17 protein-coding genes are annotated in these 24,103 nt (G+C 60.5%); 12 read left to right on the top strand and 5 right to left on the bottom strand.

Translation table 11 applies throughout. From position 1 onward, the window contains the following. Window positions 1-189 precede the first annotated feature (189 nt). Both BLU76_RS04985 and BLU76_RS04990 read right to left on the bottom strand, forming a co-directional pair. A complete protein-coding gene (locus BLU76_RS04985; RefSeq protein WP_092142264.1) occupies window positions 190-1,167 on the bottom strand; it encodes a hypothetical protein in 978 nt (325 codons plus the stop codon). Continuing rightward, window positions 1,167-2,636, bottom strand: a complete 1,470-nt coding sequence (locus BLU76_RS04990) for an AAA family ATPase (RefSeq protein ID WP_092221709.1) — start codon at window positions 2,634-2,636, stop codon at window positions 1,167-1,169. The genes BLU76_RS04985 and BLU76_RS04990 overlap by 1 nt, the downstream gene beginning before the upstream one ends. Before the next feature lie 283 nt (window positions 2,637-2,919). On the opposite strand from BLU76_RS04990, the gene BLU76_RS04995 reads away from it, so the two are divergent. Both BLU76_RS04995 and aldA read left to right on the top strand, forming a co-directional pair. Continuing rightward, complete coding sequence (locus BLU76_RS04995) at window positions 2,920-5,100, top strand: PQQ-dependent dehydrogenase, methanol/ethanol family (protein ID WP_092221711.1); 2,181 nt, start codon at window positions 2,920-2,922, stop codon at window positions 5,098-5,100. Between the two features lie 62 nt (window positions 5,101-5,162). After that, complete coding sequence (gene aldA / locus BLU76_RS05000; protein ID WP_092221713.1) at window positions 5,163-6,596, top strand: aldehyde dehydrogenase; 1,434 nt, start codon at window positions 5,163-5,165, stop codon at window positions 6,594-6,596. A gap of 64 nt (window positions 6,597-6,660) precedes the next feature. Here aldA and BLU76_RS05005 read toward each other — a convergent pair whose 3' ends face one another. Further along, window positions 6,661-8,583: a sigma-54-dependent Fis family transcriptional regulator gene (locus tag BLU76_RS05005; protein WP_092221714.1), complete on the bottom strand. Its 1,923-nt coding sequence runs from the start codon at window positions 8,581-8,583 to the stop codon at window positions 6,661-6,663. 162 nt (window positions 8,584-8,745) lie between these two features. After that, entirely contained in the window at window positions 8,746-9,639 is an 894-nt protein-coding gene (locus BLU76_RS05010; RefSeq protein WP_092221715.1) for a LysR family transcriptional regulator, read from the bottom strand. A gap of 94 nt (window positions 9,640-9,733) precedes the next feature. Here BLU76_RS05010 and BLU76_RS05015 point away from each other — a divergent pair, with 94 nt between their 5' ends. Continuing rightward, the gene (locus BLU76_RS05015; protein ID WP_092142245.1) at window positions 9,734-10,900 is read left to right on the top strand and encodes an MFS transporter; all 1,167 of its coding nucleotides are present in this window, start codon (window positions 9,734-9,736) and stop codon (window positions 10,898-10,900) included. A 277-nt stretch (window positions 10,901-11,177) separates the two neighbouring features. Here BLU76_RS05015 and BLU76_RS05020 read toward each other — a convergent pair whose 3' ends face one another. Further along, window positions 11,178-12,056 carry a LysR family transcriptional regulator gene (locus BLU76_RS05020; protein WP_092142241.1) on the bottom strand — a complete coding sequence of 293 codons (879 nt, stop codon included), beginning with the start codon at window positions 12,054-12,056 and terminating at the stop codon, window positions 11,178-11,180. Window positions 12,057-12,189: 133 nt separating this feature from the next. Between BLU76_RS05020 and BLU76_RS05025 the strand changes: the two genes are divergently transcribed. The 9 genes from BLU76_RS05025 (at window position 12,190) to BLU76_RS05065 (ending at window position 23,980) form a co-directional block, all read left to right on the top strand. Next, window positions 12,190-13,056 carry an alpha/beta hydrolase family protein gene (locus tag BLU76_RS05025; RefSeq protein ID WP_092142238.1) on the top strand — a complete coding sequence of 289 codons (867 nt, stop codon included), beginning with the start codon at window positions 12,190-12,192 and terminating at the stop codon, window positions 13,054-13,056. A gap of 126 nt (window positions 13,057-13,182) precedes the next feature. Beyond that, entirely contained in the window at window positions 13,183-14,751 is a 1,569-nt protein-coding gene (locus tag BLU76_RS05030; protein ID WP_092221717.1) for an ABC transporter substrate-binding protein, read from the top strand. An 11-nt stretch (window positions 14,752-14,762) separates the two neighbouring features. Then, window positions 14,763-15,704: an ABC transporter permease gene (locus BLU76_RS05035; protein WP_092221719.1), complete on the top strand. Its 942-nt coding sequence runs from the start codon at window positions 14,763-14,765 to the stop codon at window positions 15,702-15,704. After that, window positions 15,701-16,570, top strand: coding sequence for an ABC transporter permease (locus BLU76_RS05040; RefSeq protein ID WP_092221720.1), 870 nt, complete (start codon window positions 15,701-15,703; stop codon window positions 16,568-16,570). Before BLU76_RS05035 ends, BLU76_RS05040 begins: the two co-directional genes overlap by 4 nt. A gap of 2 nt (window positions 16,571-16,572) precedes the next feature. Continuing rightward, on the top strand, window positions 16,573-18,204 hold the full coding sequence (locus BLU76_RS05045) for an ABC transporter ATP-binding protein (protein WP_092221722.1): 1,632 nt from the start codon (window positions 16,573-16,575) through the stop codon (window positions 18,202-18,204). Window positions 18,205-18,333: 129 nt separating this feature from the next. Next, entirely contained in the window at window positions 18,334-19,614 is a 1,281-nt protein-coding gene (locus BLU76_RS05050) for an OprD family porin (protein WP_092221724.1), read from the top strand. A 66-nt stretch (window positions 19,615-19,680) separates the two neighbouring features. Next, complete coding sequence (locus BLU76_RS05055; RefSeq protein WP_092221726.1) at window positions 19,681-21,195, top strand: serine hydrolase domain-containing protein; 1,515 nt, start codon at window positions 19,681-19,683, stop codon at window positions 21,193-21,195. After that, window positions 21,192-22,517: an omega-aminotransferase AptA gene (locus tag BLU76_RS05060; RefSeq protein ID WP_092221728.1), complete on the top strand. Its 1,326-nt coding sequence runs from the start codon at window positions 21,192-21,194 to the stop codon at window positions 22,515-22,517. The genes BLU76_RS05055 and BLU76_RS05060 overlap by 4 nt, the downstream gene beginning before the upstream one ends. A gap of 14 nt (window positions 22,518-22,531) precedes the next feature. Continuing rightward, window positions 22,532-23,980: an aldehyde dehydrogenase family protein gene (locus BLU76_RS05065; RefSeq protein ID WP_092142214.1), complete on the top strand. Its 1,449-nt coding sequence runs from the start codon at window positions 22,532-22,534 to the stop codon at window positions 23,978-23,980. Window positions 23,981-24,103 lie beyond the last annotated feature (123 nt).

Below are 24,103 nucleotides of genomic sequence, written 5' to 3' on the forward strand. Positions count from 1 at the left end.
AGAATAGGGAAGCGCAAAAAGATAGTTCAGAGATTTCTAAACTATTGGTCAATGGCCGCGACCCTGATCGTCTGCACGCCCATGATGTCGATTGAGGTCATTTTTGTGTCACGACAGGCGTGTCATTAAGCTGTGGGGAGCCGGATCACCGATAGCATGCGCCCTTGCAAAGATGAAGAGTCTTTTGCTCTAAGGATAAGGTCTGCTGAGTAAAGAGGTCCGGTCGAATTGATCATATAAATCAGCGAACATTTTTCCGTGCAAATAGTGTTTGTATCGCTCTCGATCGAATCGAAGTTGCCGCATTTCTTTTTCCTTGCTCGGTGGAAGAGCCAGGAATGCACCCTCTTGCAATGGACCTATAGCGTGGGCTTGTAGCAATTCATCTAGCCCATCGATACTGGTTTTTGAACCGACGAAGTCAGCACCTTGTTGGGAAAACAGATCGTAACGTTCGTGTAGCTGGAACATTCGCAGGGTATTGACTGACTTGGCGCAGGTAGGGTCATAGGTGATCCGAACTTTCAACTGATCTTTGATGTTTTCGAAATCGCTTACAATGTCGACTATAGTGCTACCCGGCTTCTCGCAACGAAAATGCAGGGATTCCGAGTCGAACAGAGGGTGCAAATAGGAATGGTCGCCTGTATCCTCGGCGCCCTTCAGGCGAGAGTTACAGATCGAGCAGCTGGGAATGAGATTGTGCAAAGCCAATGCAAGATACGGGTAGCGATGCTGAGGATAATAATGATCCAGGTCTGGCCTGATGCCTTTCTCTGCTTCCTTTGTGGTGAGCATGTAAGCGTGATGACAATAGGGGCATATTTTGTAAGTGCTGCTTTTGCACAGTTTGTATGCTGACCAGCAATGTACACGCTTGGAAGTGAATTTTTTGTAATCGAATGTCTTTCTTAGAAAGGAATCCAGTACGGAGCGTTCGTGTCGAGAAATCTTTCGCTTCAGTTTCTCATAATAACGGATGGAGGACTGCAGTCCGCTCGGACTCTTAGCGGTTAACTGGATTTTGAGGAAATTCAAAAATTGCGTGGCGGGTTTCTCGATAGATGTTTTTTTGAGCGACTTTATTCCTTCGTTGATACATTTTTCCAAGTAACGATTGTGCGAAGCGTATGCCGTTTTCCAGACGTCCGATATATTGATCAGCATTACGAGCGCTCCTTGTTCAGCAGATAATCAATTTCCCTTGAGATGATAGGGTCCTCGATGATGCTCCGGACATACCTGTCTCGCTCCGTCATTTGGCCTTGGGCGGCATTGTGCAGAGTCTTATTAATTTCTCGGATGGCAAATGCACCCATCGAACGGGCACCAAACGAGCGGTTTAATACTAGTTGCATGGGGGCGCCGAAGGATGGCTGCGGTTCATCACTGTCAAAAGTCGCAACGAACTCTCGTGGCACATCAGTAGCCAGTAGAGGGGAGTGGGATGCCAGAATCAATTGTAGACAATCGATCTGGAGTTCCTCCTTGCATTGGCTCAAGAAGTCGTTGATTTGATAGACATATTGCCGTTGCCACTCCAAATGTAAAAATGCGTCGCCTTCATCGATCATTACCAGTAACTTGCGGAACCCACGGGTTCGCAATTCCTTCAATGATTCGTACAAAGCGATGATTTGTTGCATGATCGCCCATTGTCCTGAGCTGATATGAGGATACCCAAGTCGACAAAGCTTGAACGCTTCCAATCGTTCGAGTCTGACACGTTGCTCTTGGGTAATCAGGGGCCGAGTGTAGATTAGAACATTGCTGCTACTGCCTGGTGCTGGTTCGAAGTGCTCATGCCTAAGCAGGTATTCGGTCATTTTGGCAAGTCGGTGCAATTCAGGCAGGCGTGGATCATCTTGCGGCGAAGGTAAGAACTCAAAATCCAGATATGTTTTGAGAAAGCTGATGACCAAAACGATACTGGCTTGGCGCTTCTCCAGTAGTTGGGTAACTACAGCAAGGCAAGCAAAAACCTGATGCGCCCTGGCGCTTTGGTGTAGCTTGCGTAGCAGTAACTCAACGAGGGTCTGAAATTGTTCGGTATAGCGGGAATCTGCAAGGTTGTATTCCGACTGGCTGGCTTCAAACTCCGAGACATTATCAAATATTCGCTTGCGCTCTTCGAGTTCGGCGAAATTAAAAGCATCGAGGATGGCGGCGGTACGAAACTGCCGGTTTTTCAACAATGCTTCAGCTAACAGTCGAGCAATTTTTCGGTATTCAGCTCGCAATGTAGCGGTCAACTCTACGTCGAGGCCGAAGGCAGCCAGAATGTTAGAGTAGCGGTCTAGATTATTGAGATTTTCCACTGGACGCTTTGAGGCGTTGATGAAGTTTTTGGTACTGCGAAGGCTTGGCCTGTTTTGTGCGGGCGTGTAGTACAGGATTCCCCAATCGTTTAGCTGCTCCGGTGTGGCCAGGCGTTCGGTGTTGAGGATAATCTTACAGGGTTCGTCCAGTGATTGATTGCGTCTTGTGCCGAAAGCTTCAGCGATTTCTTGCAAGGTTCGAGTCTTGCCGGATCCATTCTTGCCAATGAGCAGAGAGATCGAATCGATGTCAAACAGGTTGAGAGCGCTGCTTCTTAGGTTAAGGGTTTTTCGCCCGGTTAATATTGTCCTGATCATGTGCTGGAGTCCATTGCGAATGCCGTCGATTAGAAGCCGCTCAAACTGGCAGAATCGGCTATTGCCAATTCGTGAATAGCGCCTACGCGCTACACCTGTGCCGCCACTGTAGCGCTACTCGCTACACCTGTAGCGTCTTTCATGGATGAATAGCGCTTCGCCCCATCCCTGAATCCCATCAAATCAAGCTGTCGGCCCTATTTCAAGTCAGTGGCATGGTCATTGCTCCTTCACGGGTGCGCATCGATATGACCGCGCCACTAATAAGAAAAGGACTACGCCCATGAGACAGATTGGCCATGCCTCGTTTTCCGGTGTTCGATCTACCGTCGCCGGTATCCCTCTGAAATCCCTGGCCGGCGCTTTGCTGTTGAGCCTGGCCACTGCGTCCGCCTTGGCTTCTGAGACGCCAGCCAATGTCGACAGTCAGCGACTGATTGCGGCCGATAAAGAACCCGGCAACTGGATGAGCACCGGGCGGACCTATGATGAGCAGCGCTACAGCCCGCTCAAACGGATCAGCGACCAGAACGTCGGTCAGCTTGGGCTGGCCTGGAGCTACAAGCTCGATCTGGATCGTGGTGTCGAAGCCACGCCGATCGTGGTCGATGGCGTGATGTACACCACTGGGCCGTTTTCGGTGGTGTACGCGCTGGATGCCCGTAACGGTAAATTGATCTGGAAGTACGACCCGCAATCGGACCGTAACCGCGCGGGCGAAGCCTGCTGCGACGCGGTCAACCGTGGCGTGGCCGTGTGGAAGGGCAAGGTCTACGTGGGCGTGCTTGACGGGCGCCTGGAGGCCATCGATGCCAAGACCGGTCAACGCGCCTGGTCGGTCGATACCCGGGCCGATCACAAGCGCAGCTACACCATCACCGGCGCGCCCAGGGTGGTCAACGGCAAGGTGGTGATCGGCAACGGCGGCGCGGAGTTTGGCGTGCGCGGCTATGTCACCGCCTACGATGCCGAGACTGGCAAGCAGGCCTGGCGGTTCTATACCGTGCCCGGCGACCCCAAGCTACCATCGGAAGACAAGGGTATGGCCATTGCCGCCAAGACCTGGCATGGCGACGCGTTTGTCGAGCAGGGCGGTGGCGGGACGGCCTGGGATTCGTTTGCCTTCGACCCGGATTTGAACCTGCTGTACATCGGTGTCGGCAACGGTTCGCTGTGGGACCCGAAATGGCGCAGCCAGGCCAAGGGCGACAATCTGTTCCTGTCGTCGATTGTCGCGGTCAACGCCGATACCGGTGAGTACGTCTGGCACTACCAGACCACCCCGGGTGACGCATGGGACTACACCGCGACCCAGCATATGATCCTCGCTGAACTGCCCATCGACGGGAAACCGCGCAAGGTGCTGATGCAGGCGCCCAAGAACGGTTTCTTCTATGTGATCGACCGCGCCACCGGCCAGTTGCTGTCGGCCAAGGGCATCGTGCCGCAAAGCTGGACCAAGGGCATGGACATGAAGACCGGTCGGCCAATCGTCGATGACGAGAACGCTGCGTATTGGAAGGACGGCAAGCGCAAGCTGGTGACGCCGGCCTTCTGGGGAGCGCATGACTGGCAGCCAATGTCCTACAACCCGAACACCGGGCTGGTGTATATCCCGGCCCACATCATGTCCGCCTACTACGAGCACATTCCCGAGGCGCCCAAGCGCAACCCTTTCAAGAGCATGTACCAGTTGGGCCTGCGGACCGGGATGATGCCGGAGAATGTCGACGGCCTGCTGGAAATGGCCAAGGGCTGGTCGGGCAAGCTGATCGCCTGGGACCCGGTCAAGCAGCAGCCGGCCTGGGAAGTGCCCTACGTAACCATCTTCAATGGCGGCACCTTGAGTACCGCCGGTAACCTGGTATTCGAAGGCAGCGCCGATGGCCGGGTGATCGCCTACGCGGCCGACACCGGCAAGAAACTCTGGGAGCAACCTGCGGCCAGTGGGGTGATGGCAGCACCGATCACCTACAGCGTCGATGGCGAGCAGTACGTGACGTTCATGGCCGGTTGGGGCGGGGCATTTTCCACCTTTGCCGGCGCCCTGTCGCTGCGTGCCGGGGTGCAGCCCTTTTCCCAGGTGCTGACCTACAAGATTGGCGGCACCGCCAAGTTGCAGGAACCGGCGCCGCGTCCCGACACCCCGAAACCACCCGCGCTGAGCACCGACACCGCGGCCATCGAGGCCGGCGGCAAGCTCTATGACGGATATTGCTCGCAGTGCCATGGCATCCACGCGGTCAGCGGCGGGGTGTTGCCGGATCTTCGCAAGCTGACGCCGGAGAAACACCAGATGTTCCTCGGCATCCTGTTCGGTGGGCGTGTGCCCGATGGTATGCCGTCCTTTGCCGATGCCTTTACCCCCGAGCAGGTCGACCAGATCCATCAGTACCTGATCAAGCGGGCCCACGACCTTCAGGACGAAGGACTGGCCTGGAAAAAATTCAGCGCCAAGCAATAAGCCTCCGGCCGGCCGGTAGCCTTGCCGGTCGGTCGCACATCCTCGACAGGAGAGACGCGGATATGAGTCACATCATCTACCAGAACTACATCGCCAATGCCTTTGTCGCCAGCGACGAGCATCTTGAGGTCCATAACCCGGCCAACGGCCAGTTGCTTGGGCGCGTGCCCCAAGGCAGCACCGCCGAAGTCGAGCAGGCCATTGCAGCCGCGCGCCAAGCCCAAAGGGCCTGGGCTGCCCGCCCGGCTATTGAGCGTGCGGGCTATCTGCGCAAAATTGCCAGCAAGGTACGCGAGCACGGCGAGCGCTTGGCTCGGACCATTACTGCTGAACAGGGGAAGGTCCTGGAGCTGGCGCGGGTGGAAGTGAATTTCACGGCCGACTACCTCGACTACATGGCCGAGTGGGCGCGGCGCCTGGAAGGCGAAGTGCTGAGCAGCGACCGGGCCGGCGAGAGCATCTTTTTGCTGCGCAAACCCCTCGGCGTGGTCGCCGGGATTTTGCCGTGGAATTTCCCGTTCTTCCTGATCGCCCGCAAGATGGCGCCAGCGCTGTTGACCGGCAATACCATCGTCATCAAGCCGAGTGAAGAAACGCCGATCAACTGCTTCGAGTTCGCTCGCCTGGTGGCCGAGACGGATCTGCCCGCTGGCGTCTTCAACGTGGTTTGCGGCACTGGCGCAGCGGTCGGCCATGCACTGAGCAGTCACCCGGGCATCGACCTGATCAGCTTTACCGGCAGCGTCGGCACCGGTTCGCGGATCATGGCCGCTGCGGCACCGAATATCACGAAACTCAATCTGGAACTGGGCGGCAAGGCACCCGCCATTGTTCTGGCTGACGCTGACCTGGACCTGGCGATCAGGGCCATTACGGCCTCGCGGGTGATCAATACCGGGCAAGTGTGCAACTGCGCCGAGCGAGTCTACGTCGAGCGCAAGGTGGCCGATGCGTTTATCGAAGGTATTGCGGCGTCCATGGCGGCCACCCGGTATGGCGATCCTCTGGCCGAACATGGGTTGGACATGGGGCCGCTGATCAATCGCGCGGCGCTCGACAAGGTGGCGCAAATGGTCCGGACCGCGAGCGGGCAGGGTGCGCAGATTATCACCGGCGGCGCGGTGGCCGATCTAGGCCAGGGTTTCCACTACCAGCCAACCGTTTTGGCCGGGTGTTCCGCGAACATGGAAATCATGCGCAAGGAGATCTTTGGTCCGGTGCTTCCGATCCAGATTGTCGATGACCTCGATGAGGCGATTGCACTGGCCAATGACAGCGAATATGGCCTGACCTCGTCGATCTACACCGCGAGCCTGAGCGCTGCCATGCAGGCAACCCGCTTGCTGGATTTCGGTGAGACCTATATCAACCGCGAGAACTTCGAAGCCATGCAGGGCTTCCACGCCGGGACGCGCAAGTCAGGCATTGGCGGCGCCGATGGCAAGCACGGGTTGTACGAGTACACCCATACCCATGTGGTGTACATCCAGGCGTGACAGTTCCACCGCCGTCAAAAAGCGCCCGGGCCGGATTGACGGTCTGGGCGTTTTGCATAGGGGATCAGAGACGGTCGTTGGGTTGCACTAAACGTTGCTTTTTCATCTGTCGATAGAGCGTCGAGCGAGCGCCCCCCAACTCGGCGGCTGCCGCGCTGATATTCCACCGATGCCGGCGCAAGATTTCCAGCAGATTCGACGCGGGTGGTTCGCTGCCCACGGACGGGCTGGCCAGCCGGGCATACGCGTCGCCCTGCAGCAGTTCGGCGGGGAGGCAGTCGACATCGACATTGCCGTCCTCGGCCAGCGCCACCGCGTAGCGCAGGGCATTGATCAGTTGGCGGATATTGCCGGGCCAGGACGCCTCCAGCAGGCATTGGCGGGCCTGGGCGGTGAGCTGCACACCCTTGGCTTCGGCTTGGCTGTCGAGCAGACGCTGGATCAGTTGCGCGCGGTCACTGCGTTCGCGCAAGGGCGGTAGACTGAGGTTCATGCCGTTGAGGCGATAGAACAGATCCTCGCGAAAGTGTTTGTCGCGCAACATACCTTGCAGGTCTTGGTGCGTGGCGCAAATCACCTGGATGTCCAGTGATACCGGCATTGGAGCACCGATGGGGCTGATCTCCCGTTCGGCCAGTACGCGTAGCAGACGGGTTTGCAGATGGGCTGGCATATCGCCGATTTCATCGAGAAACAGCGTGCCGCCATTGGCCAGTTCCAGCTTGCCCTTCATGCCTTTTTTATCGGCACCGGTGAAGCTACCGCCACGGTAGCCGAACAGTTCACTCTCGATCAGGCTCTCGGGGATTGCCGCGCAGTTGAGTGCGATAAAGGGCTCGTCCCGACGCGCGCTGGCCTGGTGAATGGCTCGTGCGAAGGCTTCTTTGCCAGTGCCCGTCTCGCCGGTAATCAGGATGGCGATGTCTTTGTCGATGACCTTGCGCAAACGGCGCACGGCCTGCTGTAGCGTCGGGTCATCACCGGCCAGTTGCTCCAGATCGGGGGGGCGGGGCCGCTGTGCCTTGGCCGGCGCTGGCGCCAGACGGTGATGGCTCGCGGGGATGCGCAGGCTCAGGTCCAGCAGCGCTTCGTCATGCCGCGCACGCAGGCGCAGGCCGCGGGCGCCGCCGTTGGTCAGGCGCAGTAGCTCGTCGACGCCCATGGGCAGCAGTTGGTCGATAGCGCCGCCCAGCAGATGGGGGCCATGGGCCTGGTCATGGGCAACAAAGGCCGCGTGATTGGCACCGATCACTCGACCACTGTCATCCAGCGCCAGCAATTGCTCGTTGGCGAGATCGGCAATCTCGTCAATGGGCTTGAGCGAGAGGGTCAGCCGATCGCGGTAGTTTTGGCGAAAGTGTGCGTTCTCGATCAAGCGGGCATACAGGATCACCAACTGCAGGGTCAGGTATTGGCTTTCCTTGGGTCCATTGCTGTTCAGGCAAGTAGCGTTCAAGCAACCCTGCAGAAGGCCCTGGGCGTTGAAAATCGGCGCAACGGAACAGCTCAGGCGAGCATTCGAGGTGAGGAAGTGCTCCTCGCGGTGGATGATCAACGGCTCGGCCGCAGCCAACGTGGTGCCGATGCCGTTGGTGCCGGCGATGGACTCGTCCCAGCGCGCCCCGACCACCAGGCCCGAGCGGACATAAGGAACAGGCTGGTCGGGCAGGCGAGCATCGAGGGTGATGCCGTGTTCATCGCTGAGCAACACCGCGAAGCCGGCTGGTACCACGCGCCGGGCCAAACCGCTGACGCCCTGGCTGGCGATATCGAGGTACTGCTGGTGTCGTTGCTGATGCTGGCGGATATCTTCGGCGCAAAGAACATCCAGGCGCGCGGACGAGGAGGGATCGAGTCGATGTTTTATGACGCTGCGATACCAGGACTGGGCAATCACCCGGTCCGGCCTGATTCGCCGCTCAGGGAAATGCTCGTTGACGAAGGCAGCGAGTTCGCTCGGATGGGGCTGCGCGCTATGCCGAGTCATGGGAGGCTCCGTGTAGCGTGCCGCTTCAGAGGGCGGGCACGGCGTTATTGTTATAGGTGCGACGAGCCACGGCCGTCAGGGCTTTAAGATAGTCCCTGTTCGCGGTTGACGCTATGCCAGGCCACATCTCAAGCACCCGGAAGGATTAAGTGACGCCACCGCTTACATCCGGTGATGTTCCAGCAGGAAATCCACGAACAGCCGCACCCGCGCCGGCATTGCCGAGCCCCCCACGAACACCGCATGGATCGGTTCTCGGTCGCCTGGGTTCCAGGCTTCCAGCAGCGGTATCAGGTCTCCGCGCTGCAGGTCCTCGCTCACGGTGAACTCGCCGATACGGGCAATGCCGGCACCGACTCGCGCGAATTGTGCCAACGCTTCACCACTGCTGCATTCGATGTTGCCGCTGACCTTCAGGGAGAACTCTCGTCCGTCGCGGATGAATGGCCAGTTGGGTTCGGCGCGCCGAAAGTTGAAGCGTAGGCAGTTGTGCCGTAGCAGGTCCTCCGGTTCCACCGGGGTGCCATGGCGCTGCAGATAGTCGGGCGATGCCACCACGACCTGGCCGGTGTCGCCCATCCTGCGCGCGGTCAGCGGGCTGTCGGGTAGATGACCAAAGCGCACCGCCACGTCGGCCTGGCCGCCGAGAATGTCGACCACTTCGTCGCCCAGGGTGAGGTCGACGACGATGTTCGGGTAGCGGGCGCTGAATGCCGCCACCAAGGGAACGATGGCCTGCCGCCCATGGCCAAGGGCGGCGCTGACGCGCAATCGGCCCCTGGGTACGCCCTGGTCGGCGATGGCTTCTTCGACCTCGTCCATGTCGGCCAGGATGCGCCGGGCGCCGCGCAGGAACGCCTCGCCCTCGGCGGTGAAGGTGATCGCTCGGGTGGTGCGCAACAGCAGGCGGGTACCCAGGCGTTGTTCGGTACGCGCGATGATCCGACTGACCGCCGAGGGTGTCAGCCCTAATGCACGCGCGGCGGCTGACAGGCTGCCTTCCCGCGCCACGGTGGCGAACACGCTCATTTCACCTGACCTGCCGTTGAAGTCCATTTGTGCCTCTTGCGCAAAGGTGATTGCCAGAAATGCTATCTACCGCCTGAAAAGACGGGATCGTAGCATTCGCAGCATAGATGAGGAGCCTTCCATGCGTATCAATCCACCACTTGTTGCACTCGCCATTGGTGCCTTTGGCATCGGCGTGACCGAGTTCGCCCCCATGGGCATGTTGCCGGGCATCGCTGCGGACCTCGGCGTTTCCATTCCCGCCGCCGGTCTGTTGGTCAGTGCCTACGCCCTGGGCGTACTGCTCGGCGCGCCGTTGATGACCCTGACCACCGGCAGGATTCCCCGGCGCTATCTGCTGATCGGGCTCATGGCGATTTTTACCCTGGGTAATCTGATGTCAGCCCTGGCGACCGATTACTACAGCCTTATGGTCGCCAGGGTGGTGACCTCACTGAACCACGGTGCGTTCTTTGGCGTTGGCTCCATCGTCGCCGCCAGCGTGGTCGCTCCGGAGAAACGTGCCGGGGCGGTGGCGGCCATGTTCATGGGCCTGACCCTGGCGACCATCGGCGGCGTGCCGCTGGCCACCTGGTTTGGCGAACTGTTCGGCTGGCGCACGGCATTCTGGGGTATCACCGGCCTCGGCGGGGTGACCATGGCCGCGTTGTGGTTCGCCTTGCCCAACCTGCAAATGCCGCAAGGCGTCGGCGTGCTGGCTGAAATTCGGGTACTGGGCCGTGGTCCGGTGCTGGGGGCGTTGGCCCTGACCGTCGTCGGCTCGGGGGCAATGTTTACCGTCTTCACTTACATCGCACCGATCCTCAGCAACGAGACCCACGCATCCACCGCTTACATCACCGCCATGCTGGTGCTGTTCGGTGTGGGATTGACGCTGGGCAACATGTGGGGTGGCAAGGCCGCCGACCGCTCGATAGACCGTACCCTGATCGTTTCGCTGAGCGTGCTGATTCTCGTCTTGCTGGCGTTCACCGCGCTGATGCGTTGGCCACTGCCGGCCGCCGTGGCCATCCTGATATGGGGTATCGCCAGTTTCGCCCTGGTGCCGCCGCTACAGATGCGCGTCATGGAAGCCGCCAAGGACGCGCCCAATCTGGCCTCGGCGGTGAATATCGGTGCCTTCAATCTCGGCAACGCGATAGGTGCGGCGCTGGGCGGAGCGGTGATCAATGCCGGGTTGGGTTATCCGGCGATTTCCCTGGCCGGAGCGGCGATGGCGGGTCTGGGGCTGCTGATGGTGTTGGCTTTTGCCTGGCGTTCCAGAGCGGCTGCAACGGCGGTTGCGTGACGATGCTGTGAGGGGGGGACTGTTAGTCCCCTTCGCCTCACGCGCCTGCTTGGCCATCGTGCGGCTAAACCCGCTGACGGATTTCCAGAGACAAAATCGAAGGCGGCTTGGGTGACGGCCGGCAGTGGGAAGCGATGCCGCGCACCGGGCTTGCACCCAATCCAAAGCGGGCTCATGAAGCCCGGGTGAGGAGACCGGGCATGACCCGAGAGCCTGAAGCCGGGCCACGGTTTGACTCCAGGCTATCTGGCGTTGCGGGAAAAGTGACAGACAAGAATCACTTCGCCACGGCCGACATCAGTAGCTTGCGAATCTCTCCGGTAATCGCACTTTTGGTGCCCTGTTCCAAGATCCCCACCCGACGTACGGCCAGGTCGCCCGGTAGTGGTAGCACCCGCAGACTGGGGTCTTTGTGCCAGTCGAAGTTTTTCAGCAACGGCACGATTGCCACACCGACTTGTTGGCGAACCAGATCGGCGATGCCAATGATCGAGTTGAGCTCCAGGATCTCCAACGGCTCGACCGATTCGCTCTTGATGATCGACTGCACTTTTCGGCCCACTGCCGTGGATCTGTCGTAGCGAATGAACGGCTGCGTCCTGAGCAATTCCACGGCGTCGTCGATACCGGCGGTTTGTGTGGCATTGGCAAGCATGACGATCGGTTCGTTGTAGAGCAGGGTCCAGCTCAAGCCATCGAAGTTCTGCCGCGTGGTCTCGATCAGCAAGGCGGCGTCGAGCTTTGCGGCCTGTACGAGGTTGACCACTTCATCGGAGCGAGCGGTCATCAGATTGACCGATATCCGTGGGTGCAGCTTTTTCAGTTGCACCAGGCAATTGGCGAGCAAGCCCATACCGGAGGTAATGCCGCCGATGGACACTTCACCCTCCATGGCCATGTCATCGGGCGCTTCGGCGATCATTTGCTCGTAGTCCGCCAGCAAGCGCTTGGCTTTGGGCAGCAGCAACACGCCATCGCGATTCAGCTTGATCTGCCGCTGGCTGCGGTCGAACAGCGGCCGGCGCATCTCTTCCTCGAGTGCGCGCATTTGCTGCCCGACGGCGGCGTTGGTGAGGGCCACGCGTTCAGCCGCGGCGGCAAAGCTGCCGTACTCGGCAACGGCGATAAACGTCTTGAAAAAACGGATGTTGCTCATGGGGTGGTCCCGTAGCCGTGGGCAGGTCTTATTGTAAATATTTTGTTCAAGATCGATAAAGTTTAATTAGTTTTTCTTTTTGTGGCGCCCGGCCAATACTCAAACCCGAACTGACTTGGCGAATTTTCCACACATGAGCAATCCAGAGAACAATCCTATCGACGCCGCCTTGCGCGCTGCCAGGAGCGTCTATCACCTCGGCGTCACGACGGTGTACTCGCACCAGGAAGACAGCCGTTTTGCCTACACCCTCTATGTGCCCGAGAGCATCGAGGACAGCACTCGACCCGTGGACCTGGTGGTGTCGTTGCACGGTTCCACCCGTGCGATGGAGATTTATCGCAATGGCTTCGCGGAGTTCGGCCGCTGGAACGACTGCGTGGTTCTGTCTCCGCTGTTCCCGGTCGGTGTGCTGGGTGATGGCAATGGGGATGGTTATAAGCAGTTGGTCGAGGGCGACATTCGCTACGACAAGGTTCTGCTCGACATGATTGCCGCCGTGGGTAAGCGCTACGGGCGCTGCTTTGACACCTTCGCGTTGTTCGGTTACTCGGGCGGCGGGCAATTTGCGCATCGATTCTGCTATCTGCACCCGGAGAAACTTTGGGCAGTGTCTATCGGCGCGCCGGGTTCGGTTACCTTGCTGGATGCCGACCAGGACTGGTGGGTCGGGGTGCGGGACTTCGCGACGCGCTTCGGCAAACCACTGAACCTGCAAGCCTTGCAGCAACTGCCGGTGCACATGGTGGTGGGTGATGCGGACCTCGAAACGTGGGAAATCACCCACCGCGAAGGCGGCAAGCACTACATGGCAGGCGCCAACGCCGCCGGATGCACGCGCCCGGAACGCCTGGCGACCTTGAAGGCAAGTTTCGAAGCCGCCGGTGTCCAGGTGCACTTCGACCTGTTACCCAATGTGGCCCACCAGGGCATCAAGGCCATGCCGGCGGCCCAGGATTTCTTCGCCAGGGTATTGCGCCACAAACGCAGCCTTGGCTGATACAACGCTGGTAGATGCACTCAGAACAGACCGTATAACAATAACCAAGGATTCAACCATCCTGATGCCGGTCCTGCCTTGGCCCTCGCCATTGACCGGAATATTTCTTCAAGGAGTCTTTCTCCCGTGAACAGTTATGTGAAGGCGGCGCTGGCCGTCGCGATGTCGGCGTGCACAGTGTCCATGGCCGTGGCGCAAGACAAGGTCATCCGTGTTGGCCTCAATGGTGATATCCGTAGCACCGACCCGGGCGTCAACCGCGACGACAATACCGACGCAGTGATGATGCATATCGTCGAAGGGCTGGTGGCGTATCGCGAAGACACCAGCATCGCGCCAATGCTGGCCCGTACGGTCGACATTTCGCCGGATGGCCTGCGCTACACCTTCACCTTGCGCGACGGGGTGCACTTTCAAAATGGCCAGTTGATGACGGCCAGGGAGGTGCAATGGACTTGGCGGCGCTACCTTGATCCCAAGACCCAGTGGCGCTGTCTGGCGGAGTTCGATGGCCGTGGCGCAGCCAGGATTGTCGATGTCTCCACCCCCGATGCGAAAACCGTGGTGTTCCAGCTAGACCAGGCCAACGGCTTGTTCCTGGCGGCGATGGCCCGCCCGGATTGTGCCGGCAGCGGCATCCTGCACCCGGACTCGGTGGCGGCTGATGGCAGTTGGCGCACACCGATCGGCACCGGCCCGTTCGCCCTGGGCAAATGGCAGAAGGGCCAGTACGTCGAGCTGGATCGCTTCAAGGCGTACACCCCGCGCACGGAGGCAGAGGCGGACGGTTACACCGGCAACAAGCAGGCATTTATCGACAAGGTGCGTTTCGAGGTGATCCCCGATTCGGCGTCGGCCAAGGCCGCCTTGCTGTCTGGTGGCGTGGACTTGCTGCCGGACGTGACGGCGATGGACGCTGCACAACTCAAGCAGGTCAACAACCTGGAGATTCAGGTCAGCCCGATCATGACCATCAGCGGCTTGTTGTTCCAGACCCGCGACCCGTTGCTCAAGGACGTGCGTATTCGGCGTGCGGTGGCGCTGTCCCTGGATTACGCGCAGATGGTTGCAGCATTGTCCGATGGCTTGTCGGTGGTGAACAACTCGGTGATTCCTACCGCCAGCCCCTATTACGACGCCGCTGCGCACCAGGGTTACACCTACAACCTCGACGAAGCGCGGCGCCTGTTGAAAGAGGCGGGTTATGGCGGCGAAAAAATCCGCATGCTGGTCAACAAGCGTTACCCGCAGATGTTCGATATGGGCTTGCTCAGCCAGGCCATGACCCAGGCGGCGGGGCTCAATATCGAGATGGAAACCCTGGAGTGGGGCACGCAACTGGAGCGCTACCAGACCGGCAGCTACCAGATGATGTCGTTCTCTTATTCGGGACGGTTCGACGCGGCGCAAAGCTACGAGTCGGTGATTGGCGACAAACAAAAGGAACCACGCAAAGTCTGGGACAACCCTGAGGCCCTGGCGATATTGCGTGAAGCCCAGCGTGAGTTGGACCCCGCCAAGCGCCGGCCCCTATTCGACAAGCTGCATGCCTTGATGCTCAAGGATGTGCCGATGGTGGTGATCTACAACGGTACAGCCATCGGCGCCATGAACAAGCGCATTGAAGGTTACCGCTCCTGGCCCGTTGCCAAGCCACGCCTGTGGGGCGTGAAGCTGGCCGACACTACCCACTGAGGCATACGGCTATGTTTCGATTCATATTGCACAGGCTCGGCATGGCGGTGCCGACCCTGTTGCTGATCTCGGTCATTGTGTTTGCCTTGATTCGCCTGATTCCCGGTGACCCTGCGCTGCTGATGCTCGGCGACATGGCCGACCCGAAAAGCCTGGCCGATATGCGTAGAAGCCTGGGGCTGGATCATTCAGTGGTGACTCAGTACCTGGTCTGGCTCAAGTCGGTGCTCAGTGGCGACCTTGGGGTTTCCATCAGCAGTCGCCAGCCTGTGCTGGAGTTGCTGGTCGAGCGTTTCAGCGTCAGCGCCACGGTGGTGCTGGTGGCGGTGTTACTGGCGACCCTGCTCGCGGTGCCGGTGGGCTTGCTCGCGGCCTGGAAGCAAAACAGCGCGATGGACCTGGGCCTGGTGGCGACTGCGACGTTGCTGTTGTCGGTGCCGAGTTTCTGGCTGGGGTTGCTGTTGCTGTATGTCTTCGGCATTCAGTTGGGTTGGTTGCCGGTGATCGGCTACGTCGGCTTCGCCAGCGACCCTGTGAAGGCGCTGACGTATGTGGTGCTGCCGATCATCACCTTGACCCTCGTGGAGTTCGGCGCCATAGCGCGGATGGCGCGGGCCAGCACCATTGAAGTGCTCCGCCTGGAGTACATCGCCCATGCGCGGGCCAAGGGCTTGTCCGAGCGTGCGGTGTTGTGGAAGCACGCTTTGCGCAATGCGTTTGCGCCGACCTGGACGCTGATCGGTCTGATCCTCGGCAATTTGCTCGGCGGTATCGCAGTCCTGGAGACGGTGTTCACCTTGCCGGGTATCGGCCGGTTGATGGTCGATGCGATTTTTTCCCGCGACTACCCGGTGCTGCAAGGCTGCCTGCTGCTGGTGACGTGCATCTACGTGGTGGTCAACCTGTTGGTGGATCTGCTGTATCCGTTGTTCGATCCAAGGGTGAAGCTATGAATCCCAAGACTCCTGCTTTGCCGACCGGGCTGGTTACTCCGCCTCGGCGGTCCTGGCGTTACCCGCCGCTGAATGCATTGATCGGCGGTACATTGCTCGCCGCCCTGGTATCGCTAGCTCTGCTGGGCGTGGTGTGGACTCCGTACGACCCACTCAAGCTGGACCTGTTGTCGCGCCTGCATGCGCCGAATGCAACGCACTGGCTAGGCACTGACGAATTCGGCCGCGACGTATTCAGCCGTTTGATCATTGGTGCGCGCACCAGTCTGTGGATCAGTCTGCTCTCGGTAAGCGTGGCGGTTATCTGCGGCACGGTGATCGGCATGCTCGCCGGCTATCTGCGCGGTTGGACCGATCGCGTGCTGATGATGCTCAACGATGCACTGCTGGCGTTCCCGGGCATTCTCATGGCGCTGGGCATCATGGCGATCGTCGGCGCCAGTCAGTACGGCATCGTGCTCGCGCTGGGCATCGCTTACACCCCCTCGGTGGTGCGAGTGGTGCGGGGCAGCGTGTTGTCGCTGCGGGAGCTGGAGTTTATCGAGGCGTCGCGAGTGATTGGCAACTCGGAGTTGTACACCATGTTCCGGCACATTACCCCGAACTGTCTGGCGCCGCTGTGCGTGCTCGCCACCAGCATGTTCGGCTGGGCCTTGCTCTCGGAGAGTGCGCTGAGCTTCCTTGGCCTTGGGGTGCCACCGCCCGCCGCCACCTGGGGCAGTATGCTTTCGGCCAGCCGTACCTACATTTCGACTGCGCCGTGGTTGGGTATCTTCCCGGGCATCTTTATCAGCCTGACGTTGTTGGCTATCAATCTGTTCGGCGATGCCTTGCGTGATCGTCTCGACCCGCGCATGAGGAAATGAGCATGAGCGCTCCGGTTACGTTACTGGCTGTTGAAAATCTACAGATTCGTGTCGGCGCGGACGGTCCGCTGGCCGTCGATGACTTCAGTTTCACCATGGCCCCCGGTGAAGTCGTCGCGTTGGTGGGCGAGTCGGGCAGCGGCAAGACCATGGCCGCCCGTGCTGCCATTGGCTTGCTGCCGGCGCCCATGCAGGTGTGTGGTGGTCGTATCCTCTTTCAGGGTGAGCCACTCGATAGCGGCAATGCCAAGGCAATGCGCAGCGTGCGCGGTGCACGGATCGGCATGGTCTTCCAGGAACCGATGGTTTCGCTCAACCCGGCCTTGACGATCGGCCGGCAGATGAGTGAGGCACTCAAGCTACACACCGCGCTCGACGCCGCGACCATCCGTCTGCGCTGTATCGCCATGCTGCAGCGCATCGGCATCAAGGACGCCGAGAAGTGCCTGGCGTCTTACCCGCACCAGTTCTCCGGCGGCATGCGCCAACGCATCATGCTCGCGTCGGTGATGTTGCTGCGCCCGGCACTGCTGATCGCCGATGAGCCGACCACCGCGCTGGATTGCCTGGCACAACTGGACGTGATCGAGCTGATGCTGGAGCTGACGCGCGAGCAAGGCACTGCGATCTTGTTTATCAGCCACGACCTGTCCCTGGTGGCGCGTTATGCCCACAAGGTGGTGGTGATGCGCTCGGGAAGGGCGGTGGAGCAAGGGCGGATCGAAGATATCCTGTTCGCACCAAAGGCCGAGTACACCCGGCAGTTGCTGGAAGCGCTGCCACGCCGTGGCGAGCTGGTGCCATTGCCATCGGCGGACCGCGCGCTGTTGCAGGTTCAGGATGTGTGCATCGAGCATCCCGGCCCGCGCAGTTTTTGGGGGCGCAGCGTGCCAAAGCGCGTGGTGCACTCGGTGAACCTGAGCATCGCTCCCGGCGAGACCCTGGCCCTGGTCGGTGGTAGCGGCTCGGGTAAGACGACCCTTGGCCGTGCGGTGGTCGGATTGGTCACGCCATGTGCCGGGTCGATCCTCTTCCAAGGCGTGGACATCCTCAAGGCCGCCAACCGCGCGCATCGCTTGCACTGCCAGATGATTTTCCAGGACCCGTATTCGTCCCTCGACCCACGCATGACCGTCGGCCAGATCATCGCCGAGCCGTTGCGCCATGAGCCAGGGCTGACACCTGCGCAAAAACGCCAACGGGTCACCGAGACCCTGGTCGACGTGGGCCTGCCTGAACAGTTCCGCGAGAGCTTTGCTCATCAACTCTCCGGTGGTCAACGCCAGCGCGTGGCGATTGGTCGGGCGCTGGTCAGGCGGCCCAAACTGGTGATCGCCGACGAGCCGATCTCGGCATTGGATATGACCATCCAGAAGCAGATCCTCGAACTGTTCGAGCGTCTGCAACGCCTATATGGGTTTGCCTGCCTGTTTATCTCCCACGATCTCTCGGCGGTGGAACGTATCGCCCATCGCGTGGCGGTGATGAATCAGGGCGAGGTGGTGGAGATGGGCTCGCGGGACATGATCTTCGACACCCCACAACACCCCTATACCCGTCGGCTGCTCGCGGCGGCCAGCCCCTTGGAGAAACGTGCGGATGGCAGTTATCGCCTCCGTGCCAGCGTGATTTAGCGACTGCTGCACCCCAGGCCACGGTTTGAACCCCGACCCTTCGTAAATCAGTGATTTGCGGAGCCGGCGAAGCCATGGCCGAAGAAAACAAAAACAAACCCACTCAACCTGTCTGCCAGGAACGTACACATGAATAACCGCATCACCAAAGTCGTTACCAGTGCTGGTGTCATGGGCGCCGGTTTCATGCCCCTGTTTGCCCAGGCTGACTTCGTCGCTGACAGCAAAGCTGCGCTTGAACTGAAAAACTATTACTTCAACCGCGACTACCGCGAATCCAGCGGGCAGAACAAACGGGCGGAGTGGGCACAGGGGTTTATCCTCAACGTTGAATCGGGTTTCACCGAAGGTACCGTCGGTTTGGGTCTCGACATGGTCGGCATGTTGGGGGTGAAACTCGATTCCAGCCCGGACAACTCAGGTACCGGGTTGCTGGCACGCTCGAGCGTGGCCGAGCCGGGCTCCCCCAGCTATGCCCGTCGCGCCCATGACAACTACGCCAAGCTTGGTATCACCGGCAAGGCGCGCCTGGCGCAGAGCGAGCTGCGCGTGGGCTACATGGTGCCGGACTTGCCAACCCTGCAACCGAACCTCAGCCGTCTTTTTCCACAGAGCTTCAGTGGTACGGCGCTGGTCTCCAAAGACATCGACAACCTGACGCTGAACGTGGGCCAACTGGACCAAGTCAAGCAACGTGACTCGACTCACTACGAGGACATGGGACTTACCAGCCAGTACGGTGCCTACAAAAGCAGCGCCAAAAGCGATGAATTCCGCTACGCCGGCGGCGAGTACAAACTGACGCCCAGCACCGTGGTCACCTACCAGTTCGCGCAGCTGGAGAGCCTGTACCAGCAGCACTACCTGGGTCTCAAAAACAGCTTCAAGTGGGGCCCTGGTACGTTCAAGACCGACATCCGTTACTTCAACGCCAACGAAGACGCCGCGGCGCTGGCCGGCAAAGTCGATAACCGTGCATTGAGTACCCGTGTGGGCTACGGCCTCTATGGCCACAGCCTGAGTGGTGGGTACCAGGCGCAGTACGGTTCGACACCGTTCACTTATGTCGACGGCACCAACACTTACCTGTTCACCGAATACCAACTGGCCAACTTCTCCCAGACCGGCGAACGGGTATGGCATGCCCGCTATGACTATGACTTCGCCACGCTGGGCATGCCGGGGCTGTTGTTTTCGACGCGTTATGCCCGGGGGGACAACGCCAGGGTCATCGGCTTCAACGGGGAAGGGCGTGAGTGGGAGCGTGATTTCAGCTTGGGCTATGTGGTGCAGAACGGCACTTTCAAGAACGTGTCGCTGCGTTGGCAGAACGCCAACGCCACCAGCAACTTCGCCCGCGACACCAATGAAAACCGAGTGATCCTGGGCTACACCCTGGCGCTCTGGTAGCGGTAACGACGCGCAGCAGGGTGAGCCTGTTGCGCGTCCAAGCAGTGTAATGAGGGGATAGATCAGATGACGAGTTTGCCGTTGCGGCGGGCAGCGCCCAGTCAACAACGCGTATCGGCGCGTGGCGTGAGTGATTTCATCGATGCGGTGAATGCCGCGGGCCTGGAGCTGCACAGTTTCATGCTGTATCGCGAAGGCGCGGTGGTGGCCGAAGCATTCTGGGCGCCTTACCGTGCCGACCGGCTCCACGTCCAGCACTCGGCGACCAAGAGCTGGGTGTCCATGGCCATCGGGTTGTTGGTCGACGATGGCGTGCTGTCGCTGGATGCCAAGGTCGTCGGTTTTTTTGCCGCCGATTGCCCGGCTCACATCAGCGAACACCTGGCGGCCATGACCGTGCGCGATTTGCTGACCATGCGTACCGGTCACCGGCAGGGCATCTCCGGGGGAGCCTGGCGCGGCCGCAGTGAAAGCTGGGTCAAATTGTTCCTTGATGAGCCGGTCGAAGACCCGCCAGGACAACGTTTCATCTACAGCAGCGCGTCGAGTTTCATGCTCTCGGCGATTGTCACGGTGGTCAGTGGCCAGACAGCCTTTGAACTGTGCAACGCACGTATCTTTCAACCCATGGGCATGGGCCGCATCGAGTGGGACCTCGCGCCCGGGGGCTATAACACCGGCGGTAATGGCTTGAGTTGCTGCACCGAGGATTTGCTCAAGCTCGGTGTGCTGCACTTGCAGCAAGGCCGCTGGGAAGGGCAGCAATTGCTGTCCAGCGAGTGGGTGGCCGAAGCCACGTGCGGGCATGTCGAGGATGTATGGATGGGGACCTTCGACGGCAAGCGCTACCTCGGGCGCGATGAATCAAGCGACGCCGGCATCACGCGGCGCGAGGGTTACGGTTATCAATGGTGGATGACCCTGCACGGTGGCTACTACGCCTCCGGGGTGTTTGGTCAGCAGTGCATTGTGCTGCCGAAGCAGAAGGCGGTGATTGCGTTTACGGCTGGGCTGCCTTTGGGCGAGCGGCGTTTGCACGGCCTGCTGTGGGAGCATCTGTTTCCTGCGCTGGACGTGTCGGCCGACAGCGGGGCCGATGAAGGGCTTGCCGCACTGTTGGCGCGCCAGCAACTGCCACCCCTGGCTGGCGCGTCGACCTCGCCGCGCCAAGCCGAGTTCAGCGGCACGTTCGAGATGGAGGCCAATGAAGACCAGGTCAGCCAGGTGCGCCTGGTGTTCGGCGCCGGCTACTGTGAGTTTTACCTCACGGATCCGCGTGGGACCCACTGCATTTGCGCCGGATTCGCCGACGCCATCGAAAGCCGCACCAGCATGACCGGCCACTACCTGCATCACCAGTACCAGGCGCCCATCACTCCAGTCGTGGCGCAGGCGGCCTGGATCGATGGGGTGTTGATCATGGCCTGGCAATTTGTCGAAACGGCGTTTTGTGATCGCGTCACCTGCCGGCTTGAGCACGGCACCTTGTCTGTAGACCGCAGCGTCAATGTCAACGCAGGCCCGTTGCAGCGCCCGACGCTGACCGGCCATCCGAGTAAAGCTCTGCAGGAGTCACTATGAACGATATTACCCATCCGACAGGTTCCGCACGTGGCGCGTTCTGGGCGCCGTTTACCCCGATGCGCCAGTTCTTGCAGCAACCGATGATGTTCACCAGCGCCGACGGTATGTACTACACCACCACCGATGGCCGGCGTGTACTCGATGCAATGGCAGGGTTGTGGTGCGTCAACGCCGGGCATGGCCAGCCCAGAATCGTCGAGGCCATTCGCGAAGCGGCGGGGCGCCTGGATTTCGTCTCGTCGTTCAAGATGAGTCACCCCCAGGCCCTGGAGATGGCCGAGCGCCTGATCGGCATCAGCCCGGCGGGCATGGAGCAGGTGTTCTTTACCAACTCGGGTTCCGAGGCGGTGGACACTGCGCTGAAGATCGCCCGGGCGTATCACCAGGCCCGGGGCGACAGCCGTCGCACCAAGTTTATCGGGCGGGCCAAGGGGTACCACGGCATGGGGTTCGGGGGCCTTTCGGTGTCGGGTATCGGCCGGCAGAAACGTGACTTTGGCCCGTTGCTGGGAGAGGTGTCACACCTGCCGCTGCCGTACGACGCGGGAATGCGTTTCAGCGTGGGGCAGCCGCAGCAGGGCGTGGCTTACGCCGAGGCACTGTCGCAACTGCTGGACATCCAGGACCCGGGCACCGTGGCCGCGGTCATCGTCGAGCCGGTAACCGGCTCCGGCGGCGTGTATCCACCGCCTCAGGGGTATTTGCAACGATTGCGCGAGATCTGCACCCGGCACGGCGTGCTGCTGATATTCGACGAAGTGATTACCGGCTTTGGTCGCGTCGGCGCCAGCTTTGCCGCCCAAGCGTTCGGCGTTACGCCGGACCTGATCACCACCGCCAAAGGCCTGACCAACGGCGCCGTGCCCATGGGGGGTGTGTTGGTCAGTGGTGCGGTGTATGACGCGTTCATGGCCGGGCCGGCGAACACCATCGAGCTGATGCACGGCTACACCTATTCGGCGCACCCGCTGGCGTGTGCGGCTGGGTTGGCGACCATCGAGGTGCATCGTGAATTGGGCATCAACCAACACGTCAATGCAGTCAGCGGCCTCTGGCAGTCTGCCGCGCTGACGCTGCAGGGCGTTGGTCCGGTGCTGGACGTTCGCGCCATCGGCTTGCTCTGTGCCGTGGAGCTGGAGCCGCGTCCCGGTGCCATCGGCGCGCGCGGCAGCGAAGTCGCACAGTGGTGCTTTGAGCATGGCGTACTGGTGCGCGGCTCGGGTGACACCATCGTGATCTCGCCGCCGTTGGTCATCAGCCCGCAAGAGATCGCCCAGGTGTTCGACACCTTGGCGCGTGCGTTGAGTCAGGTTGCCTGAGGGGAGTAGATCGCATGTCTGATTTGTTTGAGTTCTACATTGATGGCGACTGGGTCAAGCCGCACGGCGACACCGTCGAAACGGTGGTCGACCCGTCTACCGAGCAGGTGGTTGCGCGCATCATCCTGGGTGACGCCCATGATGTGGACCGCGCCGTCTGCGCGGCACGCCAGGCTTTCCCCGCGTTCGCCGCGAGTTCGCTTGAGTCGCGTATCGACCTGCTGCACAGCATTATCGAGGCCTACGAACGCCACAGCGAGGCTTTAATCGAAGCGGTCCACCTGGAGATGGGCGCACCACTTTCCCTGGCTCGCAATGCTCATGTGCCGGCGGGCCTGGGCCATCTGGTACAGGCGCTGCAAGTGCTGCGCGAGTACCGCTTCGAACGTCGCTTGGGCAATTCGCTGGTGGTGCGTGAGCCCATCGGCGTGAGTGCCCTGATCACGCCTTGGAACTGGCCGCTCAATCAACTCACCTGCAAGCTGGCGCCCGCCTTGGCGGTGGGCTGCACCGTGGTACTCAAGCCGAGCGAGCGCGCGCCATTGTCAGCCCATATCCTCGCCCAGGTACTCCATGAGGCCGGAGTACCCAAAGGCGTGTTCAACCTGGTCAACGGCGACGGCCCTGGCGTGGGCGCCGCACTGGCACGTCACGCTGATGTGGATATGGTTTCTTTCACCGGCTCGACTCGCGCCGGTATCGCGGTGGCCAAGGCAGCGGCCGATACGGTCAAGCGTGTGTCCCAGGAACTGGGCGGGAAATCCGCGAATATCCTGCTCGATGACGCCTACCTGCCTGACGCGGTGCGGCACGGCGTGTTGGGTTGTATCCGCAACAGTGGCCAATCATGTAATGCACCGACGCGCCTGCTGGTGCCCCGTGCGCAACAACAGGCGGTGATCGATATCGCCAGAGAAGTGCTGGCACAGGTGTGCTTCGACGACAGTAACCCGACCTCGGCGATCGGTCCGGTGGCGAACGCCCAGCAGTTCGAGCGGGTACAGGCCATGATCGCGCGGGCCATTGCCGAGGATTCGCGGTTGATCGCCGGAGGGCTGGGACGGCCACAAGGGATTGAACGCGGCTACTATGTGCAACCGACGATATTTGCCGACATCACGCCGGATAAGTGGGTGGCACGCGAAGAAATCTTCGGCCCGGTCCTGGTGATCATGCCGTATGACAGTGAGGCCGAGGCGATAGCCATCGCAAACGACAGCCCTTACGGCTTGTCGGGTTACGTCACCTCGGCAAGCCTGGAGCGCAGCCGCACGGTTGCCCGCCAACTGCGCACGGGCATGGTCCACCTCAACGGCGCACGGGCTGACCAGGCCGCGCCGTTTGGTGGCTATAAGCAGTCGGGTAATGGACGTGAATGGGGTGAGCTGGGGTTTGACGAGTACCTGGAGATCAAGTCGCTGTTCGGGTATGAGCGGTTACAAACTGTCGGCTCATTGCCGTAGCGTGGTATTGCGCAGATAGCGCGGGGTCCGGCGGATTGCTCGACATGCTCATCATCCGGCGATCAGCGCCGGCCAGGCTCGGGGCCTATCATTTAGTGATCCGTTACCGAGACTTGGCTTGGC

This window comes from Pseudomonas sp. NFACC08-1 (assembly GCF_900106735.1).
GTDB classification, from domain to species: Bacteria; Pseudomonadota; Gammaproteobacteria; order Pseudomonadales; family Pseudomonadaceae; genus Aquipseudomonas; species Aquipseudomonas fluorescens_Q.

Coding starts and splice junctions, on each gene's coding strand:
- BLU76_RS04985 (WP_092142264.1), bottom strand. CDS start 1,167: ATGCTGATCAATATATCGGACGTCTGGAAAACGGCATACGCTTCGCAC.
- BLU76_RS04990 (WP_092221709.1), bottom strand. CDS start 2,636: ATGATCAGGACAATATTAACCGGGCGAAAAACCCTTAACCTAAGAAGC.
- BLU76_RS04995 (WP_092221711.1), top strand. CDS start 2,920: ATGAGACAGATTGGCCATGCCTCGTTTTCCGGTGTTCGATCTACCGTC.
- aldA (WP_092221713.1), top strand. CDS start 5,163: ATGAGTCACATCATCTACCAGAACTACATCGCCAATGCCTTTGTCGCC.
- BLU76_RS05005 (WP_092221714.1), bottom strand. CDS start 8,583: ATGACTCGGCATAGCGCGCAGCCCCATCCGAGCGAACTCGCTGCCTTC.
- BLU76_RS05010 (WP_092221715.1), bottom strand. CDS start 9,639: ATGGACTTCAACGGCAGGTCAGGTGAAATGAGCGTGTTCGCCACCGTG.
- BLU76_RS05015 (WP_092142245.1), top strand. CDS start 9,734: ATGCGTATCAATCCACCACTTGTTGCACTCGCCATTGGTGCCTTTGGC.
- BLU76_RS05020 (WP_092142241.1), bottom strand. CDS start 12,056: ATGAGCAACATCCGTTTTTTCAAGACGTTTATCGCCGTTGCCGAGTAC.
- BLU76_RS05025 (WP_092142238.1), top strand. CDS start 12,190: ATGAGCAATCCAGAGAACAATCCTATCGACGCCGCCTTGCGCGCTGCC.
- BLU76_RS05035 (WP_092221719.1), top strand. CDS start 14,763: ATGTTTCGATTCATATTGCACAGGCTCGGCATGGCGGTGCCGACCCTG.
- BLU76_RS05040 (WP_092221720.1), top strand. CDS start 15,701: ATGAATCCCAAGACTCCTGCTTTGCCGACCGGGCTGGTTACTCCGCCT.
- BLU76_RS05045 (WP_092221722.1), top strand. CDS start 16,573: ATGAGCGCTCCGGTTACGTTACTGGCTGTTGAAAATCTACAGATTCGT.
- BLU76_RS05050 (WP_092221724.1), top strand. CDS start 18,334: ATGAATAACCGCATCACCAAAGTCGTTACCAGTGCTGGTGTCATGGGC.
- BLU76_RS05055 (WP_092221726.1), top strand. CDS start 19,681: ATGACGAGTTTGCCGTTGCGGCGGGCAGCGCCCAGTCAACAACGCGTA.
- BLU76_RS05060 (WP_092221728.1), top strand. CDS start 21,192: ATGAACGATATTACCCATCCGACAGGTTCCGCACGTGGCGCGTTCTGG.
- BLU76_RS05065 (WP_092142214.1), top strand. CDS start 22,532: ATGTCTGATTTGTTTGAGTTCTACATTGATGGCGACTGGGTCAAGCCG.